The 15,323-nt window shown below is 68.8% G+C and carries 14 protein-coding genes; 5 read left to right on the forward strand and 9 right to left on the reverse strand.

Going from position 1 to position 15,323, the window contains the following annotated elements:
• Positions 1–19 precede the first annotated feature (19 nt).
• The 7 genes from AB6732_RS12200 to AB6732_RS12230 form a co-directional block, all read right to left on the reverse strand.
• Positions 20–472, reverse strand: a complete 453-nt coding sequence (locus AB6732_RS12200) for a MarR family winged helix-turn-helix transcriptional regulator (protein ID WP_370960223.1) — start codon at positions 470–472, stop codon at positions 20–22.
• A gap of 60 nt (positions 473–532) precedes the next feature.
• Positions 533–1,561 carry a LacI family DNA-binding transcriptional regulator gene (locus tag AB6732_RS12205; protein ID WP_370960224.1) on the reverse strand — a complete coding sequence of 343 codons (1,029 nt, stop codon included), beginning with the start codon at positions 1,559–1,561 and terminating at the stop codon, positions 533–535.
• 103 nt (positions 1,562–1,664) lie between these two features.
• Entirely contained in the window at positions 1,665–3,083 is a 1,419-nt protein-coding gene (locus AB6732_RS12210; protein WP_370960225.1) for a glycoside hydrolase family 1 protein, read from the reverse strand.
• Positions 3,084–3,088: 5 nt separating this feature from the next.
• Positions 3,089–4,000, reverse strand: coding sequence for a carbohydrate ABC transporter permease (locus tag AB6732_RS12215; protein WP_370960226.1), 912 nt, complete (start codon positions 3,998–4,000; stop codon positions 3,089–3,091).
• On the reverse strand, positions 3,997–4,935 hold the full coding sequence (locus tag AB6732_RS12220; RefSeq protein WP_370960227.1) for a carbohydrate ABC transporter permease: 939 nt from the start codon (positions 4,933–4,935) through the stop codon (positions 3,997–3,999). The genes AB6732_RS12215 and AB6732_RS12220 overlap by 4 nt, the downstream gene beginning before the upstream one ends.
• Positions 4,936–5,020: 85 nt before the next feature.
• A complete protein-coding gene (locus tag AB6732_RS12225; protein ID WP_370960228.1) occupies positions 5,021–6,292 on the reverse strand; it encodes an ABC transporter substrate-binding protein in 1,272 nt (423 codons plus the stop codon).
• A 158-nt stretch (positions 6,293–6,450) separates the two neighbouring features.
• Positions 6,451–8,064, reverse strand: coding sequence for a glycoside hydrolase family 6 protein (locus AB6732_RS12230; RefSeq protein ID WP_370960229.1), 1,614 nt, complete (start codon positions 8,062–8,064; stop codon positions 6,451–6,453).
• A 330-nt stretch (positions 8,065–8,394) separates the two neighbouring features.
• On the opposite strand from AB6732_RS12230, the gene AB6732_RS12235 reads away from it, so the two are divergent.
• Positions 8,395–9,129, forward strand: coding sequence for a glycoside hydrolase family 16 protein (locus AB6732_RS12235; RefSeq protein WP_370960230.1), 735 nt, complete (start codon positions 8,395–8,397; stop codon positions 9,127–9,129).
• A gap of 191 nt (positions 9,130–9,320) precedes the next feature.
• Positions 9,321–10,406 (forward strand): hypothetical protein, encoded by a 1,086-nt coding sequence (locus AB6732_RS12240; protein ID WP_370960231.1) that lies wholly within the window; start codon positions 9,321–9,323, stop codon positions 10,404–10,406.
• Between the two features lies 1 nt (position 10,407).
• Here the strand turns inward: AB6732_RS12240 and AB6732_RS12245 are convergent, their stop codons facing one another.
• Positions 10,408–11,100, reverse strand: a complete 693-nt coding sequence (locus tag AB6732_RS12245; RefSeq protein ID WP_370960232.1) for a response regulator — start codon at positions 11,098–11,100, stop codon at positions 10,408–10,410.
• Positions 11,097–12,494: a sensor histidine kinase gene (locus AB6732_RS12250; RefSeq protein WP_370960233.1), complete on the reverse strand. Its 1,398-nt coding sequence runs from the start codon at positions 12,492–12,494 to the stop codon at positions 11,097–11,099. The genes AB6732_RS12245 and AB6732_RS12250 overlap by 4 nt, the downstream gene beginning before the upstream one ends.
• Before the next feature lie 188 nt (positions 12,495–12,682).
• Here AB6732_RS12250 and AB6732_RS12255 point away from each other — a divergent pair, with 188 nt between their 5' ends.
• The 3 genes from AB6732_RS12255 (at position 12,683) to AB6732_RS12265 (ending at position 15,223) form a co-directional block, all read left to right on the forward strand.
• Entirely contained in the window at positions 12,683–13,771 is a 1,089-nt protein-coding gene (locus AB6732_RS12255; RefSeq protein WP_370960234.1) for an ABC transporter permease, read from the forward strand.
• 43 nt (positions 13,772–13,814) lie between these two features.
• Positions 13,815–14,516, forward strand: a complete 702-nt coding sequence (locus AB6732_RS12260) for an ABC transporter ATP-binding protein (protein WP_370960235.1) — start codon at positions 13,815–13,817, stop codon at positions 14,514–14,516.
• Between the two features lie 131 nt (positions 14,517–14,647).
• Positions 14,648–15,223 (forward strand): nucleotidyltransferase family protein, encoded by a 576-nt coding sequence (locus tag AB6732_RS12265; RefSeq protein WP_370960236.1) that lies wholly within the window; start codon positions 14,648–14,650, stop codon positions 15,221–15,223.
• Positions 15,224–15,323: the final 100 nt, after the last annotated feature.

Genomic DNA, 15,323 nt, shown 5'->3' on the forward strand with positions numbered 1-15,323 from the left:
GCCCGGGCCCGGGGCCTTCCTAGTTCTCCCCCATGGCGGCGTTGAAGCGGTCCAGCATCTCCGCGAACGCTTCCAGGTCCTCGTTGGACCAGTCCGCGAGACGCTCGATCAGGACCTCATTGAGCAGACGGGCCGAGGTCTCCAGCGCCGCCTCGCCCTCCGGGGTGAGGCGCAGGGCCTGGCTGCGCGCCGTGGACTCCGGGTCCACCACGGCCATGAGGCCCAGGCGGGTGAGCGCCGCGAGCTGCCGGGACACCGTGGACCGGTTGAGTTCGAAGTGGGTGGCCATGTCCACGGCCCGGCACCCGGGGTGGGAGCGGATGTACTCCAGCATCGAATGGTCCACCGGCGAGAGCGTCTGGTTGGAGCGCCTCAGCCGGGCGCTTCCCCGCCTGCTGACCGTGGTCAGGCCCGTCTGAATGCGGGCCACGGCGGCGTCGTGCTCGGCGTGCTCCTTCTCCGGTGTCACCATCCCTCCAGCCTAGTGCCGCGGCTGTCACGCCGGAGTCACGTCGGAGCGAACGGCCCGGTCTCAGGCGGACCCGCGCACCACGAGCTCGGTCTCCAGGACCGTCAGGCGGGGCGGCTTCGCGCCGGTGAGCAGGTCGATGAGGACGCCGGCCGTCGCCTCGCCCAGCGCATGGAGGGGCTGGCGGATCGTGGTCAGGGGCGGGTTCGTGGAGATCGCGACCGGGGAGTCGTCATAGCCGACGATCGCGATGTCCTCCGGGACCCTGACTCCCTCCGCGCTGAGGGTCTCCAGCGCGCCACGGGCCATGAGGTCGTTCGCCGCGAAGATCGCATCGGGCAGCCGCCCGCCCGGCTCAGCGGCCTGGGCGAGCAGCTGGCGTGCGGCCTTGACGCCGTCGGCCTCGAAGTAGTCGCCGGGGACTTCCGCGAAGGGTTCCAGCCCGGCGTCGAGGAGTGCCTTGCGGAATCCCTGGAGCCGGTCCTCCGCGGCACCCATCGACAGGGAACCGGTGATGGTCGCGATCCTGGTGCGTCCGGTGCTGATCAGGTGTTCGGCCGCGTACCGCGCTCCGGTGACGTTGTCGACGTCGACGACGTAATCGCTCTCCCGCTCGGCCCACGGCCGGCCGCCGAACACCACGGGAACGGCCTCGACGATGCTGTCGATGAAGGCATCGCTCGTGTGATACGAGAGGACGATCGCGCCGTCCACGCCGCCGTTGCGGACGAAGCCGGTGACCCGTCCACCCGGATCGTCGCTGGCCACCAGCAGGTTCAGGACATAGTCGGAACGGGCGATCCGGTCGCTGATCCCGGCCACCACGGCCGCGAAGAACGGGTCTCCGAAGAAGCGGGTGGTGTCCTCCGGGACGACCAGGGCGATCGCATGGGTCTGGCGGGTGGCCAGGGAGCGTGCGGCGCGATTCGGCACGTAACCGAGCCGTTCGATGGCTGCTTCCACGGCTTCCAGGGCCTCAGGGCTCACCGCGGTGGAACCGTTCACCACCCGTGACACCGTGGATCGGGACACCCCGGCGGCGGCCGCGACTTCTTCCAGTGTCGGCCGGGCCGCGCTTTCCTTCTGATCCACCCCTGCTCCGTTCTCCTGCATACGCTTCGGCTTCGTCGCGGATGACAGCCGTGATCTTACACTGCCCGCCTTTCGGGCAGCGCCCCTCCTTTCGAGCACCGCCTCACACGGCGCGTGCGGCGATGATCCGCCGGTATTCCAGCCCCGAGTCCTTCACCAGACGCTCCTGCGTCTCGTAGTCGACCCGGACGATCCCGAACCGCTTCTCGTATCCCCAGGCCCACTCGTAGTTGTCGAGCAGCGACCAGTAGAAGTAACCGCGGACGTCGGCTCCCGCCTCGATAGCCTCGAGGACGGCGCCGAGGTGGTCCCTCAGGAACGCGGTGCGCTCCCCATCGGGGACCCTGCCGTCGACGAGTTCGTCGTCGTATGCCGCACCGTTCTCGGTGACGTACAGGGGCAGGCCGGGGGCGGACTCGGAGACCCGTTGCAGCACCCGCCTCAGGCCGTCGGGCTGCACCTCCCAGTCCATGCCGGTGCGCGGGAGCCCGCGTTCGACCCAATGCACCCCGTCGGCGGCCGGGAAGGGCGACTCCGTGCGACGGGAGACGTGCGCGTCGCCCCCGGGCGCCTGTTCGCCCGCGTTCTCGGGCGCACGCCCCGACACCAGCTCACCGTGGTAGTAGTTGACGCCCAGCCAGTCGAGAGGCGTGGACACCACGGCGAGGTCGCCGTCCTGGACGGCCCTTTCCCACCGTGTCACCGCTTCCGGGTGCGCCGACCGGAGGTCCGCCACGGTGTCCTCCGGGTAGGAGCCCCGGAGGACCGGGTCGAGGAACCACCGGTTGAACTGTCCGTCGATCCGCCGGGCGGCGTCGAGATCGGCGGGGTCCTGCGGGTCGGCGGGATCCGCGACCGTCAGGTTGAGCGTGATGCCGCATTCCAGCGTGTCATCACGCTCGCGCAGTGCCTCGATCGTGCGTCCGTGGGCGAGCAGGAGGTGGTGGGCGGCCAGCAGTCCGTCGCCGACGTCGTACCGGCCCGGGGCGTGCGCCCCCGCGGTGTAGGAGAGGAAGGACGAGCACCACGGCTCGTTCAGCGTCGTCCAGTGCTTCACCCGGTCGCCGAGCGCGTCGTGCAGGGTGAGCCCGTGCTCGACGAACCGGTCCGAGGTCTCGCGGACCGTCCAGCCGCCCTTCTCCTCCAGCGCCTGGGGCATGTCCCAGTGGTAGAGCGTCAGCCAGGGCAGGATGCCCGCCTCGAGGAGCTCGTCGACCAGGCGGTCGTAGAACGCGACCCCGGCCGGGTTGACCGCCCCGCCGTCTGGCCGCACCCGCGACCACGACGCCGAGAACCGGTAACTCTGCAAGCCCAGCTCGCGCATGAGCGCGACGTCCTCTGGGTACCTGTTGTAGTGGTCGCAGGCCACATCCCCGGTGTCGCCGTTCACCACGGCCCCGGGAACCCGGCTGAAGGCGTCCCAGATCGAGGCGGTGCGTCCGTCGTCGAACGCGGCGCCCTCGATCTGATACGCGGCGGTCGCGGCGCCGAAGAGGAACTTCTCCGGGAAGGGCCGGGACATACGGGTCATCCTTTCACCGCGCCCTGCATGATGCCGCTGACCAGTTGCTTTCCTGCTCCGGCGAACAGGATCAGCAACGGGATGGTCGACAGCAGCACACCTGCGAGCACGATCGAGTAGTCGACGAAATGGTTGGACTGCAGCAGCGACAGCGCCACCGGAAGAGTCGGGTCCTGCCGGTCGAGCACGATGAACGGCCAGAAGAAGTTGTTCCAGGCCGAAACGAACGTGAACAGCCCGAGCATCGAGGCCGCAGGACGGGCGGCCGGCAGGCCGATGGTCCAGAAGGTGCGGAAGGAGCTGGCCCCGTCCATCCGGGCCGCTTCGATCAGCTCATCGGGCACCGCCTGCTGCAGGTACTGGGTCATCCAGAACACCCCGAAGGCGCTCACGAGCGCGGGGACGATGATGGCGCCCGTCTTCCCCGTCCAGCCGAGATCGTTGAAGAGCACGTACAGCGGGACGACACCCAGCTGGGTCGGCACCGCCATGGTCCCGACGACGAACGCGAGCAGCCAGCCACGCCCACGGAAGCGGAGCTTGGCGAACGCCCAGCCGGCGAGCGTGGAGAAGAACACCACGGAGAGCGCGATCAGCGCCGAGGTGAAGACCGAGTTCCACAAGGCCTTCCAGAAGTTCAGGGCGGGGTCGTTGACCACGGTCAGGGCATTGGAGATGAAATTGCCGCCGGGGATCCAGGACATGTGAGGGTCCCGGAGCGTGTAGGCGTCCCCCGAACCGATGAGGAACGACCAGTAGAACGGGAAGACGCTCCCGGCCAGCACCAGACCGAGGCATCCGTACACGAACCATCCGGGGCGGGTGCCGCGCACGCGTTTGGGGCGCTGTGAGGTCGGCGAGGTGAGCGCCGTCGTCGTGTCGCGGTCACGGGTGGCGGTGCGCGTTGCCGTGGTCATCGCTGGTCTCCGTCCGTGCGCACCAGGGCGCGGGTGATGAGCATGTTGATCGCCCCGATGATGAGCACGATGAGGAACAGGAGCCAGGCCAGGGCGGCCGCGCGGCCGAAGTTCCATTCGCCCCATCCGATGTTGTAGAGGTACAGGGAGATGGTCAGCCACTGGCTGTTGGACCCTCCGGTGCCGTACTGGTCGTACATCCGGGGCTCGTCGAAGATCTGCAAACCGCCGATGGTGGAGGTGATGACGACGAAGATGAGCGTCGGGCGCAGACTCGGCAGCGTGATGGCGAAGAACTGACGGAACCGGCCCGCGCCGTCCACCGTCGCGGCCTCGTAGTAGTCCCGGGGGATCGCCTGCATCGCGGCCAGCAGGATCAGCGTGTTGTAGCCCGTCCAGCGGAAGTTCACCATCGTGGCGATCGCGATGTGGCTGGCGAAAGCGTCGGTGTGCCACGGGATCGGCTCCAGGCCGATGCCCTGAAGCGCGGTGTTGACGAGGCCGTACCGGTCACCGAACAGATTCGAGAAGATGAGTGCGACGGCGACGGGCGCGACGACGTACGGCAGCAGCACTCCCATGCGCCAGAAGGTCTTCGCCCGCAGGTTCTGGTCCAGGAGCGCGGCGAGGAACACCGCGAACACCATCTGAGGAACGCTGGAGAGCAGGAAGATGCTGAACGTGTTGCGGAGGGCGATCCAGAACTTCGGCTGCCCCAGCACGTAGGCGTACTGGTCGAAGCCGATCCAGGTGCCCGTGCCGCGGACCTGGTCCCAGTCCATGAACGAGATGATCGCCGTATAGGCGATGGGGAAGAGACCCACGACGAGGAACAGCAGGAAGAACGGCGAAATATAGAGGTAGGGCGAGAACTTCAGGTCCCAGCGCGAAAGGCGCGCCCCGAAGCCGAAACGCCGCGGCGTGGCAGTGGTCATGACAGGTCCTAGAGGGTTGTCCGGGCAGGAAGGTGGGAAACGGGCGGGGCCGCCCTGGTGTACGGAAGGCGGCCCCGCAGCGGCGTTACTTCAGTGCCGTGACTTCGTCAGTCCACTGCTTCCAGGAGGTCTCCGCGTCCTGGGTTCGTTCCTCGACGCGGGTCAGGGCCTTCTGCATCGCGTCGTTGATCGGGAAGTAGCGCTGTCCCTTGAACGGCGCCACCGTCACGGCCTTCGCGCGCTCCGACAGGATCTTGCCGACCGGCGCATTGTTGAAGTACTTGTCGGTCGCCCCGAGCAGCGTCTTGTCAGCGAGCCCCTTCTGCTGGCTCGGGAAGGTTCCGGCGTTGGAGAACGCCTTGATCTGCTGGGCAGGGTCCGTCAGCCAGTCCGCAAGCTCCTGGGCGGCTTTGACGTTCTTCCCGTTCTTCGGCACCGTCAGGTAGGAGCCGCCCCAGTTGCCGCCCCCGTTGGGGAACACATTGGCGATGTCCCAGCCCTTGATGCCCTTGGCGTTGCCCGAGATGACGCCCAGCATCCATCCGGGGCAGAGCATCGTGGCGAAGGAGCCGTTCGACAGGCCCTTCATCCAGTCGGGCGACCACTGGCTGAGGTGTGCGGACTGCGTCTTGCTGGCCTTCAAGACCTTGTCGTAGGCCGTTTTGACCTCGGCATTCGTCGTCGCGGTGACCTCACCGCTCTTGGGGTCCTCGTACGCGGCTTCCATCTGGTTCACGATGCCCTGGTACGTCCCGCCGGCCGAGTCGAAGAAGGGCTTGCCCGTCGAGGCGGTGTACTTCGCGCCCACCTCGAAGTAGTGGTCCCAGTCGCCCTGGAGCAGCTTGGCCACGGCTTCGCGGTCCGTGGGGAGACCCGCGGCGGCGAACAGGTCACTGCGGTAGCAGACACCTTCCGGACCGATGTCGGTGCCGTAGCCGATGAGGTTCCCGTCCTTGTCCGTGGCGGCCGCGGTCTTCCAGTCGAGCCAGCGGTCCTTGAGCTTCGCGTCGACCGGGGCGAGCAGATCGGAGTACTTCATGACCTCAGGGAGCCAATCGACCTCGATGGCTTCGACGTCGGCCAGGCCGGACTTGCCGATCTTCTGGAAGTAGTTCTCGCGGGCCTCGTTGCTGGTGGCGGCCCGGTTGTGCACGATCTTCACGTTCGGGTGGGACGCCGTGTACTCCTTCAGCAGCGCATCGGTATACCCGAAGTCGTTGAAGGTTGCGACGGTGAGGGTGACGGGGGCGTTCGGATCGGCCTGGGTATTGCCGCTGGAACAGCCGGTCAGCACCAGGGATGCGGCGGCGACGGCCGCCGCGACGGGGACGAGCAATCTGCGTGGGGTGAGTTTCACGGGCACTCCTTTGTGTGCGTGTGATGATGCGAGAGGTGGAGCATGGGAGCGCTCCCAAGAGGAACTTGAGTGTATGAGAGCGCTCCCACGCGTGTCAATGGATTTCATCGATTCCGGATCCGGCAGGCGGAAGCCCACTCCGTCGGCCCGGGGCGGGCTCAGTGCGTCGCGCAGGCTGCGCCGTTGAGGCGGAACTGCCACGGCGCGTCGGCCGCTCCGACGCCCCGCACGACCAGGGACGTTTCGGCTCCGGGCGCCAGGGATGTGGCTCGGCCGCGCGCACTGACCGACACCTCGGCGTCGCGCTGCACGAAGCCCGCACCGGGCACAGCTTTGACCTTCTGGTCTCCGCCGAAAGTCCAGCTCAGCACCCAGGGCGCGGCCGCAGTCGTGCCGAGATTGCGGATGCGCAGGGCCTGCGAGAACGAGGCGCCATGGCCGTTCGACGTCACCGTCACCTCGCAGCTCAACGGCGCCAGTGCGGGCACCGCGTTCGCGACGAGTTCGCGCGCCTGCTCAGGGAACCACTGCCCTGCCGGCGGATCCTGGATCCCCCGCGCCGGATCCAGAGGCCCAGCGGTGCCGCGATAGCACTGCCCATCGGACTCGCCCGGAACCTTGACCCACAGGTACGCGTCCGCGAGATCGACGCCCGTGCTGGTGGTCGGCCTCTGACCCGCGCCACGTCCGGGAGGATTGCACCAGTCCTCGTGCTGCGGATACACGCCCGCCGGGTACTGCCAAGGGCCGATGCCGTTGCGGCTGGTGTCGACGATGAAGCGCGCCGTCGGCTTGACGCCGCCCAGCTGGGCGGCATACCGCGAGTCCACCCCTGCCGTGTCCAGGGCCGGGTCCGCGGCGCCCGCACTCCACTCGCCGTACTGCGACATCGCGACGCCCTGCCAGCTGTTGGCAGGGCCGCCATTCCAGAACTGGTCCCCACAGTCCTTGAACTTGCCCGGGGCAACCTGGGTGGCATAGGCGATGCAGGACGAGACCCACGTGCCATAGGCGTTCGAGTTCTTCGTGTACAGATAGTTCGACACGTTGAGGAAGAACCCGGTCGTCCGGCCCACGCCGGCCCGGACGAGACGCGAGGAGATCTCGCCGACGTTCAACCACGCGGCATTGGTGCCGTCGAGATACGTGGCCACGGAGGGCAACGCGCTCAAGACGTCGACGGCGTGGTTCAGCTGTTCGAACCGCGCGTCCGAGGCGCGCCCGGGATCTGCGCCCTCGGGCCGGCAGGAATCGAGCACACCGTCGAGCGTCCTGTGAAACGGGATCACTCCCAGCCCGTCCGGCTCGATGAGCACGATCGCCCGGCGGTTGCCGATTCCTGCCGCGACCCCATCGATCCACGCGTTGTAGGCCTTGGTGTCCGCGGCGCCACCGGCCGAGTACAGCGCGCAGTCCCGGTAGGGCAGGTTGTAGGCGACGAGCACCGGGACCGCGCCGGACTTCGCGGCCGCCGTGACCACTCGATCCGCCGTGGCCCGCGCCTCCTGGGGAGTGCCGCCCGCCAGCCAGGTCGCCGACGGAATGCTGGTCAGCAGTTGCGCGTCGGAGCGCGCCTGACCCTGGAGCCCCTGAGCGGCGGCGAGGGTCGTGCTCAGCGGGTCTGCGAACAGCGCCGAACCGCCGATCCCGGAGCCGCCGCCCGGATCATCGGCCGCGGCCGGGGCCGCGGCCTGGGCCGGCAGAGCGGACCCCGTTCCGAGCAAGAGCGCGGACGCCAGCACCGCCGACGCGCGCAATTTTCTGAAGCTCATGTCACTCCTTCGTGAGGGAAACTCGCCGCGGCGAGGGTTTGGGAGCGCTCCCAAATTGCGTCCACCCTGCCCGACCGACAACTCCTCCGTCAAGGGTCGGAGCCCAGCGCGCGGCGGTTCGCCGACCCCTTGACAGGGCGCACTCGGTGCCTGAAGGTTGACGGTGGGAGCGCTCTCATTTCACCGTTGAAAACCCGACCCCTCGATGGAGGCTCAGCTCCCATGCACTCAACCCTCAGGCACTCAACTCCGCGACGCTCCACCGCACGCCACTCAACCGCCCGTCTCAAGCGGAAGTTTTCGCCGCGCGTCGTTCACCGGCTCCTCCGCATGGCCGCGGTGGCACTTCTCCTGCTCGCCGCATCGCCACTGGGCGCGGGACCCGCGGCGGCAGCGATCGGCGGAAGCTTCTCCGACGATTTCACCTCCTACGACACCTCCCGATGGAGCAAGGCGGACGGCTGGTCGAACGGCGGCATGTTCAACGCAGGATGGCGCGCCGACCACGTCTGGTTCAACGGCGGCGTGATGGGGCTGAACCTGGACACCGCCACCTGCCCCTCCGGCTGCTCGGGCAAGCCGTACGCGTCGGGCGAGTACCGGACCAACGATCTCTTCTCGTACGGCCGCTACAGTGCCCGCCTGAAGGCGAGCGCCGGCGCAGGCACCGTCACCTCGTTCTTCACCTACACGGGGGCGAGTGACGGCCAGCCGTGGGACGAGATCGACGTCGAGATCCTCGGCAAGAACACGTGGCAGATGCAGACCAATTACTTCACCAACGGGGTCGGCGGACACGAGACCCTGATCAACCTGGGATTCGACGCGTCGGCCGGCTATCACGACTACGCCTTCGAATGGTGGCCGGGCGGTTCCATCAACTGGTTCGTCGACGGGCGCCTCGTCCACCAGGAGACCGGTTCACGCGGCCCATTGCCGACTCATCCTCAGCGCATCATCACGAACTTCTGGCCGGGGACAGGTGTCGACTCGTGGCTCGGCTCCTTCCAGTACTCCGGACAGCGCACGGCGACCTACGACCGCGTCCAGTACACGAAGTACTGAGCGCGGAACGCTGACGTCAAAGGTTCCGGATCGGCGCGGCTCGGTGAGCCGCGCCGATCCGGCCGGCGGCGGGCCGACCGCCGTCTTAATGGTTGCGTAATGCAACAATTAGGCCTAAAGTAGTTAGCGAGCCTAATCTTCCCTTCGTGGAACGCCTCTCCCCCTTGCTGACTTTTCTCTGACAGGAACCCATGTCCACGCATCGCCTCCCCCTTGTGAAAACGCTGCCCTCGGCACGCCCGCGCCTCTGGCCCGACGGCAAGACCTGGGGCCACATCGCCCTGCATCTGCTCATCCCCCTCGTCATGGGCGCCGGCATGGCCTTCGCCTACCTCGGCGCCTTCCATTCCCCGGATCCGCACCACTTCCCCGTGGCCGTGGTGGGCCAGGGCCCCGAGGCGAAGGTGTTCGCCCAGTCGCTGAACGACGGTTCGGATGGCAAGCTCCAGGTCACGACCGTGGCCTCCGCCGATCAGGCTCGCCAGCAGATCACAGACCAGAAGATCTCCGCGGCCTACGTCCCGAGCAGGGATCACGCGACCATCCTGGTCTCCGGCGCCGCGTCCGAGGCGGCCGCCGGCGCGGCCCAGAAGGTCTTCCTGCCGCTGGCCTACAAGCAGCACCTGCCCGTCGCCGTCGAGGATGTCCGTCCGGGCGGCCCTAATGACGCTGCCGGCCAGTCCGTGTTCTTCATGCTCGTGGCCCTGAGTGTGGGCTCCTACGCCAGCGTGGTGGCGATCGCCGCCGCGACCGCGAAGCTCCGGGTGGGCATCCGCCTGCTGATCGGCGCGGGCACCGCCCTGGTGGTGGCCGGCATCGCGACCCTCGTGGCCGGACCGGTGTACCAGGTGCTCAACGGCTACGAATGGAACATCTGGCTGCTCGGCTCGCTGTACTCGTTCGGCATCATCACGATCGGCCTGGGCCTGCATCCGATCCTCGGCAAGTGGACCACCCCGGCCCTGACGCTCCTGTTCGTGATGCTCAACTTCACCAGCAGCGGCGGGGTGTACCCGGCGTCGCTGTCGCCGGCCTTCTTCGCCGGGCTCAACACCTTCTGGAACGGCGCGGCCTGGCTCAACGCGGTGCGCGACCTCACGTACTTCCCCGGCGCCGACTTCGGCATGGACGGACTCAAGCTGGCCCTGTGGGCCCTCGGCGGTGTCGCCCTGGTGCTGCTCAGCCACCTTGCCACCGTCAAGAAGCGGCAGCTCGCGGACGACACCCTTCCCGTCTCCCGCGAGGAAGAGGAATCCTCGGTGGTCGCCGCGGGCTGACTCAGGCGTCTGGGACCCGGATGATCTTCTGCTGGACCGCTGTCGTGATGGCGGCGGTCCGGTTGTCCACGCCGAGTTTGGCGTAGATGTGCACGAGGTGGGTCTTGACGGTCGCCTCCGAGATGAAGAGCGCCCTGGCCAGCGCCCGGTTGGACAGCCCGGTGGCCAGCAGTTCGAGGATCTCGACCTCCCGGGCCGAGAGCTGCGGGACCGGGTTCCTCAAGCGGCCCACCAGCCGGGCGGCGACCTCCGGTGCGAGGGCCGTCTCCCCCGCGGCGGCGGCGCGCACGGCGGACCGGATCCGCTCGGACTCGGCGTCCTTGAGCATGTAGCCACTCGCCCCGGCCTCGAGGGCGCTGAGGATGTCCGAGTCACTGTCGTAGGTGGTCAGGACCAGCACCGGCACCGGGCGGACCCCGCCTTCGCCCTGGCGGATCTTCCGGGTGGCCGTCGCCCCGTCCATGCCGTCGCCCATCTGGAGATCCATCAGCACCAGATCGATGTCCTCTCCGAGAGTCTGGCGGCGCCGGAGCTCCTCCAAGGCGGCGGCGCCGTCGGACGCTTCGGCCACCACGCGGATGCCCTGGGTGTCATCGGATGCAGGACCCTCGGACGGGATCGCGGGGTCCTCCAGCATCGCCTTCAGACCCGCCCTCACCACCGGGTGGTCATCCACCAGCAGGACCCTGATCATGGCTGTTCCTCCGTGTCGGTCGGGGCGTGGTCAACCTGCTCATCCAGGCCACTGTGAGGACCACCGGGCGGAGCCCCCTCGGGAACCCTGATCGCCACCACGGTCCCCTCGCCGGGAGCCGACTCCAGCACCAGGCTCCCACCCAGCGACTCGACGCGGGACCTCAGCAGACCCAGCCCCACCCCGTCCCCCACCGCAGGGGCTTCGGGACGGAAGCCGACGCCGTCGTCGAACACATCCAGCGTCAGTTCCTGCTCCAGGAAGCCGAGCGTGAGCACCGCGTGGTCCGCCCGGGCATGGCGGAGGACGTTCGCGAGCGACGCCTGCGAAGCGCGGAGCAACGCCTGGGACAGCTCCACGGGGACATCGCGGGGCTCCCCACTGAGCCGGAATGTCACGGCCAGGGGGCTCCCGGCCGCACGGGCCTGCCGTTCGGTGTCGGCGCTGAGCGAGGCGAGCAGCTCCGGGAGAGCGGCCGCCGCGGAGGCTCCCGGCGATCGCACGAACTCCCGCGCCTGCTCCAGGGCCGACGACGCCGTCTCCTCCACCACCGCCAGCCGCTCCCGGGCCGCGCCCAGATCCTCGGCGTCCAGAGATCGTCCGGCCGCACGGCTCATGAGCACGATCGAGGAGAGGCCCTGCGCCAGGGTGTCGTGGATTTCGCGGGCCAGGCGCGCCCGTTCGGACAGCACCCCCGCCTCACGCTGGCTCGCGGCCAGCTCCGAGCGGGCCGCACGCAGGGCCGCCGCGACGCGCCGCTGCTCCTCCGCCTCCCGGTACAGGGCCTGATAACTGAGGGCCGTCACCACGGCGAATGCGGCGCCGAAGCACGGGCCGATCATGAGCGCGCCGTTCGGTGAGCCCGGCGCGGCGTGCAGGAACAGCGCCACGACCAGCGCCGCCGTCGTGCAGACGACCGCCATCAGGCCGACCCCTCGTGGCAGCAGGTGCAGTTCCAGGAAGAAGAGGGGGAACGCGAGCCACGCGAAATCCGCCGAGAACACCAGCAGCACCAGCCACAGCACCACGACGACGGCGAGCCACCCCCGCGCGTACGGCGCGGGATCGAGGCGGCTGGCGCCGAGGGCGTGGCGTTTCTCGGCAGCGGTGCCACCCAGATACACCGCCGCGAGCAACGCCGCCACCGGGTAGACCACCGCGGGGCTCCAGGCCGGAGCCGGACCGGCGGTCCCGAGCGTCAGGGACTCGAGCGTCAGGGAGTAGCGGACCACGCCCAGCAGCAGGAGCGCCGCGAATCCGAGATGCAGGCTCACCCGCAGGACCCGCAGGATGACTTGTGTTCCGTGGGCCGGGTTCCGGGCAGCGTCCAGTGCATTTTCACCCGTGCCGGCGACGGCGACGGAGTGGCCGTAAGGTCCGGGCCCGATTCCCATGCCACCACCCTAACGGCGGGCGCCGACAGGAATCCCGACGGTCGCCGTCGCGCCCCATCAACCATTCGGTTGATTCGGCGCTCAACCACAGCGAGCGCCCGGTTCAACCACCCCGCCGATGTGCGCGCACACGCTCCGCGGGAGGCTGGAGATACGCCAGAAACCCCGGCATCCCAGGAGACCCCACCATGTTCCTCGCCCTCCGCGACCTCCGCTTCAGCAAGGGCCGTTTCGCCCTCATGGGCGGAGTGGTCGCGCTCATCACCGTCCTGCTCGTCATGCTCTCCGGCCTCACCGCCGGCCTGGCGCACCAGTCCACCTCGGCGATCGGAGCCCTGCCCGCCGGTCGCGTGGTCTTCGGGGCGCCCCAGGGCACCGCGGCGAAAGCGAGCTACGCGGATTCCGAGGTCACCCCGGAGCAGGCCACGGCCTGGTCGCGGGACGCGGGCGTCACGGCCGTCCCGCTCGGCATCTCGCAGGGCAAACTGCGCACCGGCACGGCGGCGTCCACTCCCGACGGCGGTCGCACCACCAACGCGGCGTTCTTCGGATCAGACGGCGTGAACGGCACGGCACTGGCGCCCGTGACGCCCGGCAAGGGCGAGATCGTGCTCAGCGAGTCCCTCGCTTCGGCACTGAACCTGAGCGACGGCGGCGTCCTGAACAGCAACGGCACGGACCTCAGAGTAAAGACCGTCGTCCCGGACCAGTGGTACTCACACCTCGCCGTGGCGTGGGTGGGCCTGGGCGACTGGCAGCAGATGAACCGGGGCCGCGAGGCGACCGTCCTGGTGGCGCCCGGGGCGGACGCCTCGGCAGCGGATCGCGCGGACAGCCGGAACGGCACGGTCAGCGAGGAGCGCACCGCGAGCTTCCAGGCGCTCGAGTCCTTCAAGAGCGAGAACGGCTCCCTGCTCCTCATCCAGGGGTTCCTCTACGGCATCTCGGCCCTGGTGGTCGGCGCGTTCCTGAGCATCTGGACCGTGCAGCGCACCCGGGACATCGCGGTCCTCAAGGCCCTGGGCGCGACGCAGGGCTACGTCTTCAAGGACGCTCTGGCGCAGGCCCTGATCGTGCTGCTGAGCGGCACCGTCCTCGGCGCCGTGATCGGCGGGCTGGGCGGATGGTTCGCCGGGCAGGCCGCGCCGTTCGTGCTGGGTCCGCTGACGATCGCCGGTCCCGTGGTCGGCATCGTCCTGCTGGGCCTCGCGGGATCCGCCCTGGCCGTCCGCAAGGTCACCCGCGTGGACCCGTTGCTCGCGCTCGGCGGCAGCTGAGCCGGCCCGCCCACACCCCCGTCGTCATCACCAGGAGAACCTCATGAACACGCCCTCACTGCAGCTCGAAGCCGTCACCGTCGACTACCCCGACGGCGCCGGCACCATCACCGCCCTCGACCAGGCGTCGCTCACCGTGCACCAGGGTGAATTCCTCGCCCTGACCGGTCCGTCCGGCTCCGGGAAGTCCACCCTTCTGGCCGTCGCTGCCACGCTCGTGAAGCCGACGGCCGGGCGGATCCTGGTGGACGGCCGCGAAGTTCAGGCGCTCGGTCGGAAGGAGCAGGCGGCTCTGCGGCGCGAGAAGCTGGGCATCATCTTCCAGCAGCCGAATCTGCTGCCGTCGCTCACCGCCGTCGAGCAGCTGCTCGTGACGCAGCACGTGCGCGGCTTCGGCGGAAAGGCGGCCCGCGCGTCGGCGGACGACCGGGCGCGTCGGCTGCTCGCCGCCGTCGGGCTGGAAGGGCAGGAGGACAAGCGTCCGCACCAGCTCTCCGGCGGGCAGCGGCAGCGGGTGAACATCGCCCGGGCGCTCATGGGTGAGCCGAGCGTGCTCCTGGTGGATGAGCCGACGGCGGCGCTGGACGAGGAGCGCAGCCGCGCCGTGGTCGAGCTGCTGGCCCGGATCACGCACGAGTTCGGCACCGCGACGGTCATGGTCACGCACGACCTGGAATTCGTCGAGCTCTGCGACCGCGAGGCCCACATGCGCGACGGGAAGCTGAGCGAAGCCGCGTTCGCCTGACCCGGCCCGACCTGCCTCTGCCTCGAGTTCGGGGGTTCGTTCCGGCCTCGGTGGCTGCAGGCCCCGTTCTCGGAACGAACCCCCGAACTCGGCAGGGCAGGAAAAGCACGGGTGAGGCCTACAGTCGAGGCGTGAGCGATTCACTCGAAGACTTCGTCCTGGCCGCCGTCCTGGCCGATCCGGTGTGCCGTGGGCTCCTGGAGCGACTGCCCGAACTGGGCCTGGACGACTGGTACCTCACGGCAGGAGCCGTCTTCCAGAACGTCTGGAATGCCCGCACCGGACGGGAACCGGGCCACGGCATCAAGGACTATGACGTCTTCTACTTCGATGACACGGACCTCTCCTGGGAGGCCGAAGACCGGGTCATCCGCACTGCGGATGGACTCTTCCCGGGCCTCGGGGCGACGGTCGAGATCCGCAATCAGGCCCGCGTCCACCTCTGGTACGAGCAGAAGTTCGGCAAGAGCATCCTCCCGTTCCGCTCCGCGGGCGACGGGATCAAGAGCTTCGCTTCGACCACGTGCAGCGTGGGAATCACCGTGCGGAACGGGCGGTACGAGGTCTTCGCCGCGTACGGCCTCACCGACACCGTCAGCCTGCGGATGGTCCCGAATCCCGTCATGGCGCCGCAGGCCGTGTACGAGCAGAAAGTGCGCGAATACTCCGAACGGTGGCCGGAACTGAGCCACGAGCCCTGGCCCTGAGCCTCACTTGGACGAGGCACTGCCTCTGCGTCGAGTTCGGGGGTTCGTTCCGGCCTCGGTGGCTGCAGGCCCCGTTCTCGGAACGAACCCCCGAACTCGG

Origin of the sequence: Arthrobacter sp. RCC_34, from assembly GCF_041360795.1 — a bacterium.
Lineage (GTDB): Bacteria > Actinomycetota > Actinomycetes > Actinomycetales > Micrococcaceae > Arthrobacter_E.

Excerpts from the sequence above, each read along its gene's own strand:
- AB6732_RS12200 (WP_370960223.1), bottom strand. The coding sequence starts at position 472 with ATGGTGACACCGGAGAAGGAGCACGCCGAGCACGACGCCGCCGTGGCC.
- AB6732_RS12210 (WP_370960225.1), bottom strand. The coding sequence starts at position 3,083 with ATGTCCCGGCCCTTCCCGGAGAAGTTCCTCTTCGGCGCCGCGACCGCC.
- AB6732_RS12215 (WP_370960226.1), bottom strand. The coding sequence starts at position 4,000 with ATGACCACGGCAACGCGCACCGCCACCCGTGACCGCGACACGACGACG.
- AB6732_RS12220 (WP_370960227.1), bottom strand. The coding sequence starts at position 4,935 with ATGACCACTGCCACGCCGCGGCGTTTCGGCTTCGGGGCGCGCCTTTCG.
- AB6732_RS12230 (WP_370960229.1), bottom strand. The coding sequence starts at position 8,064 with ATGAGCTTCAGAAAATTGCGCGCGTCGGCGGTGCTGGCGTCCGCGCTC.
- AB6732_RS12235 (WP_370960230.1), top strand. The coding sequence starts at position 8,395 with ATGGCCGCGGTGGCACTTCTCCTGCTCGCCGCATCGCCACTGGGCGCG.
- AB6732_RS12240 (WP_370960231.1), top strand. The coding sequence starts at position 9,321 with ATGTCCACGCATCGCCTCCCCCTTGTGAAAACGCTGCCCTCGGCACGC.
- AB6732_RS12245 (WP_370960232.1), bottom strand. The coding sequence starts at position 11,100 with ATGATCAGGGTCCTGCTGGTGGATGACCACCCGGTGGTGAGGGCGGGT.
- AB6732_RS12250 (WP_370960233.1), bottom strand. The coding sequence starts at position 12,494 with ATGGGAATCGGGCCCGGACCTTACGGCCACTCCGTCGCCGTCGCCGGC.
- AB6732_RS12255 (WP_370960234.1), top strand. The coding sequence starts at position 12,683 with ATGTTCCTCGCCCTCCGCGACCTCCGCTTCAGCAAGGGCCGTTTCGCC.
- AB6732_RS12260 (WP_370960235.1), top strand. The coding sequence starts at position 13,815 with ATGAACACGCCCTCACTGCAGCTCGAAGCCGTCACCGTCGACTACCCC.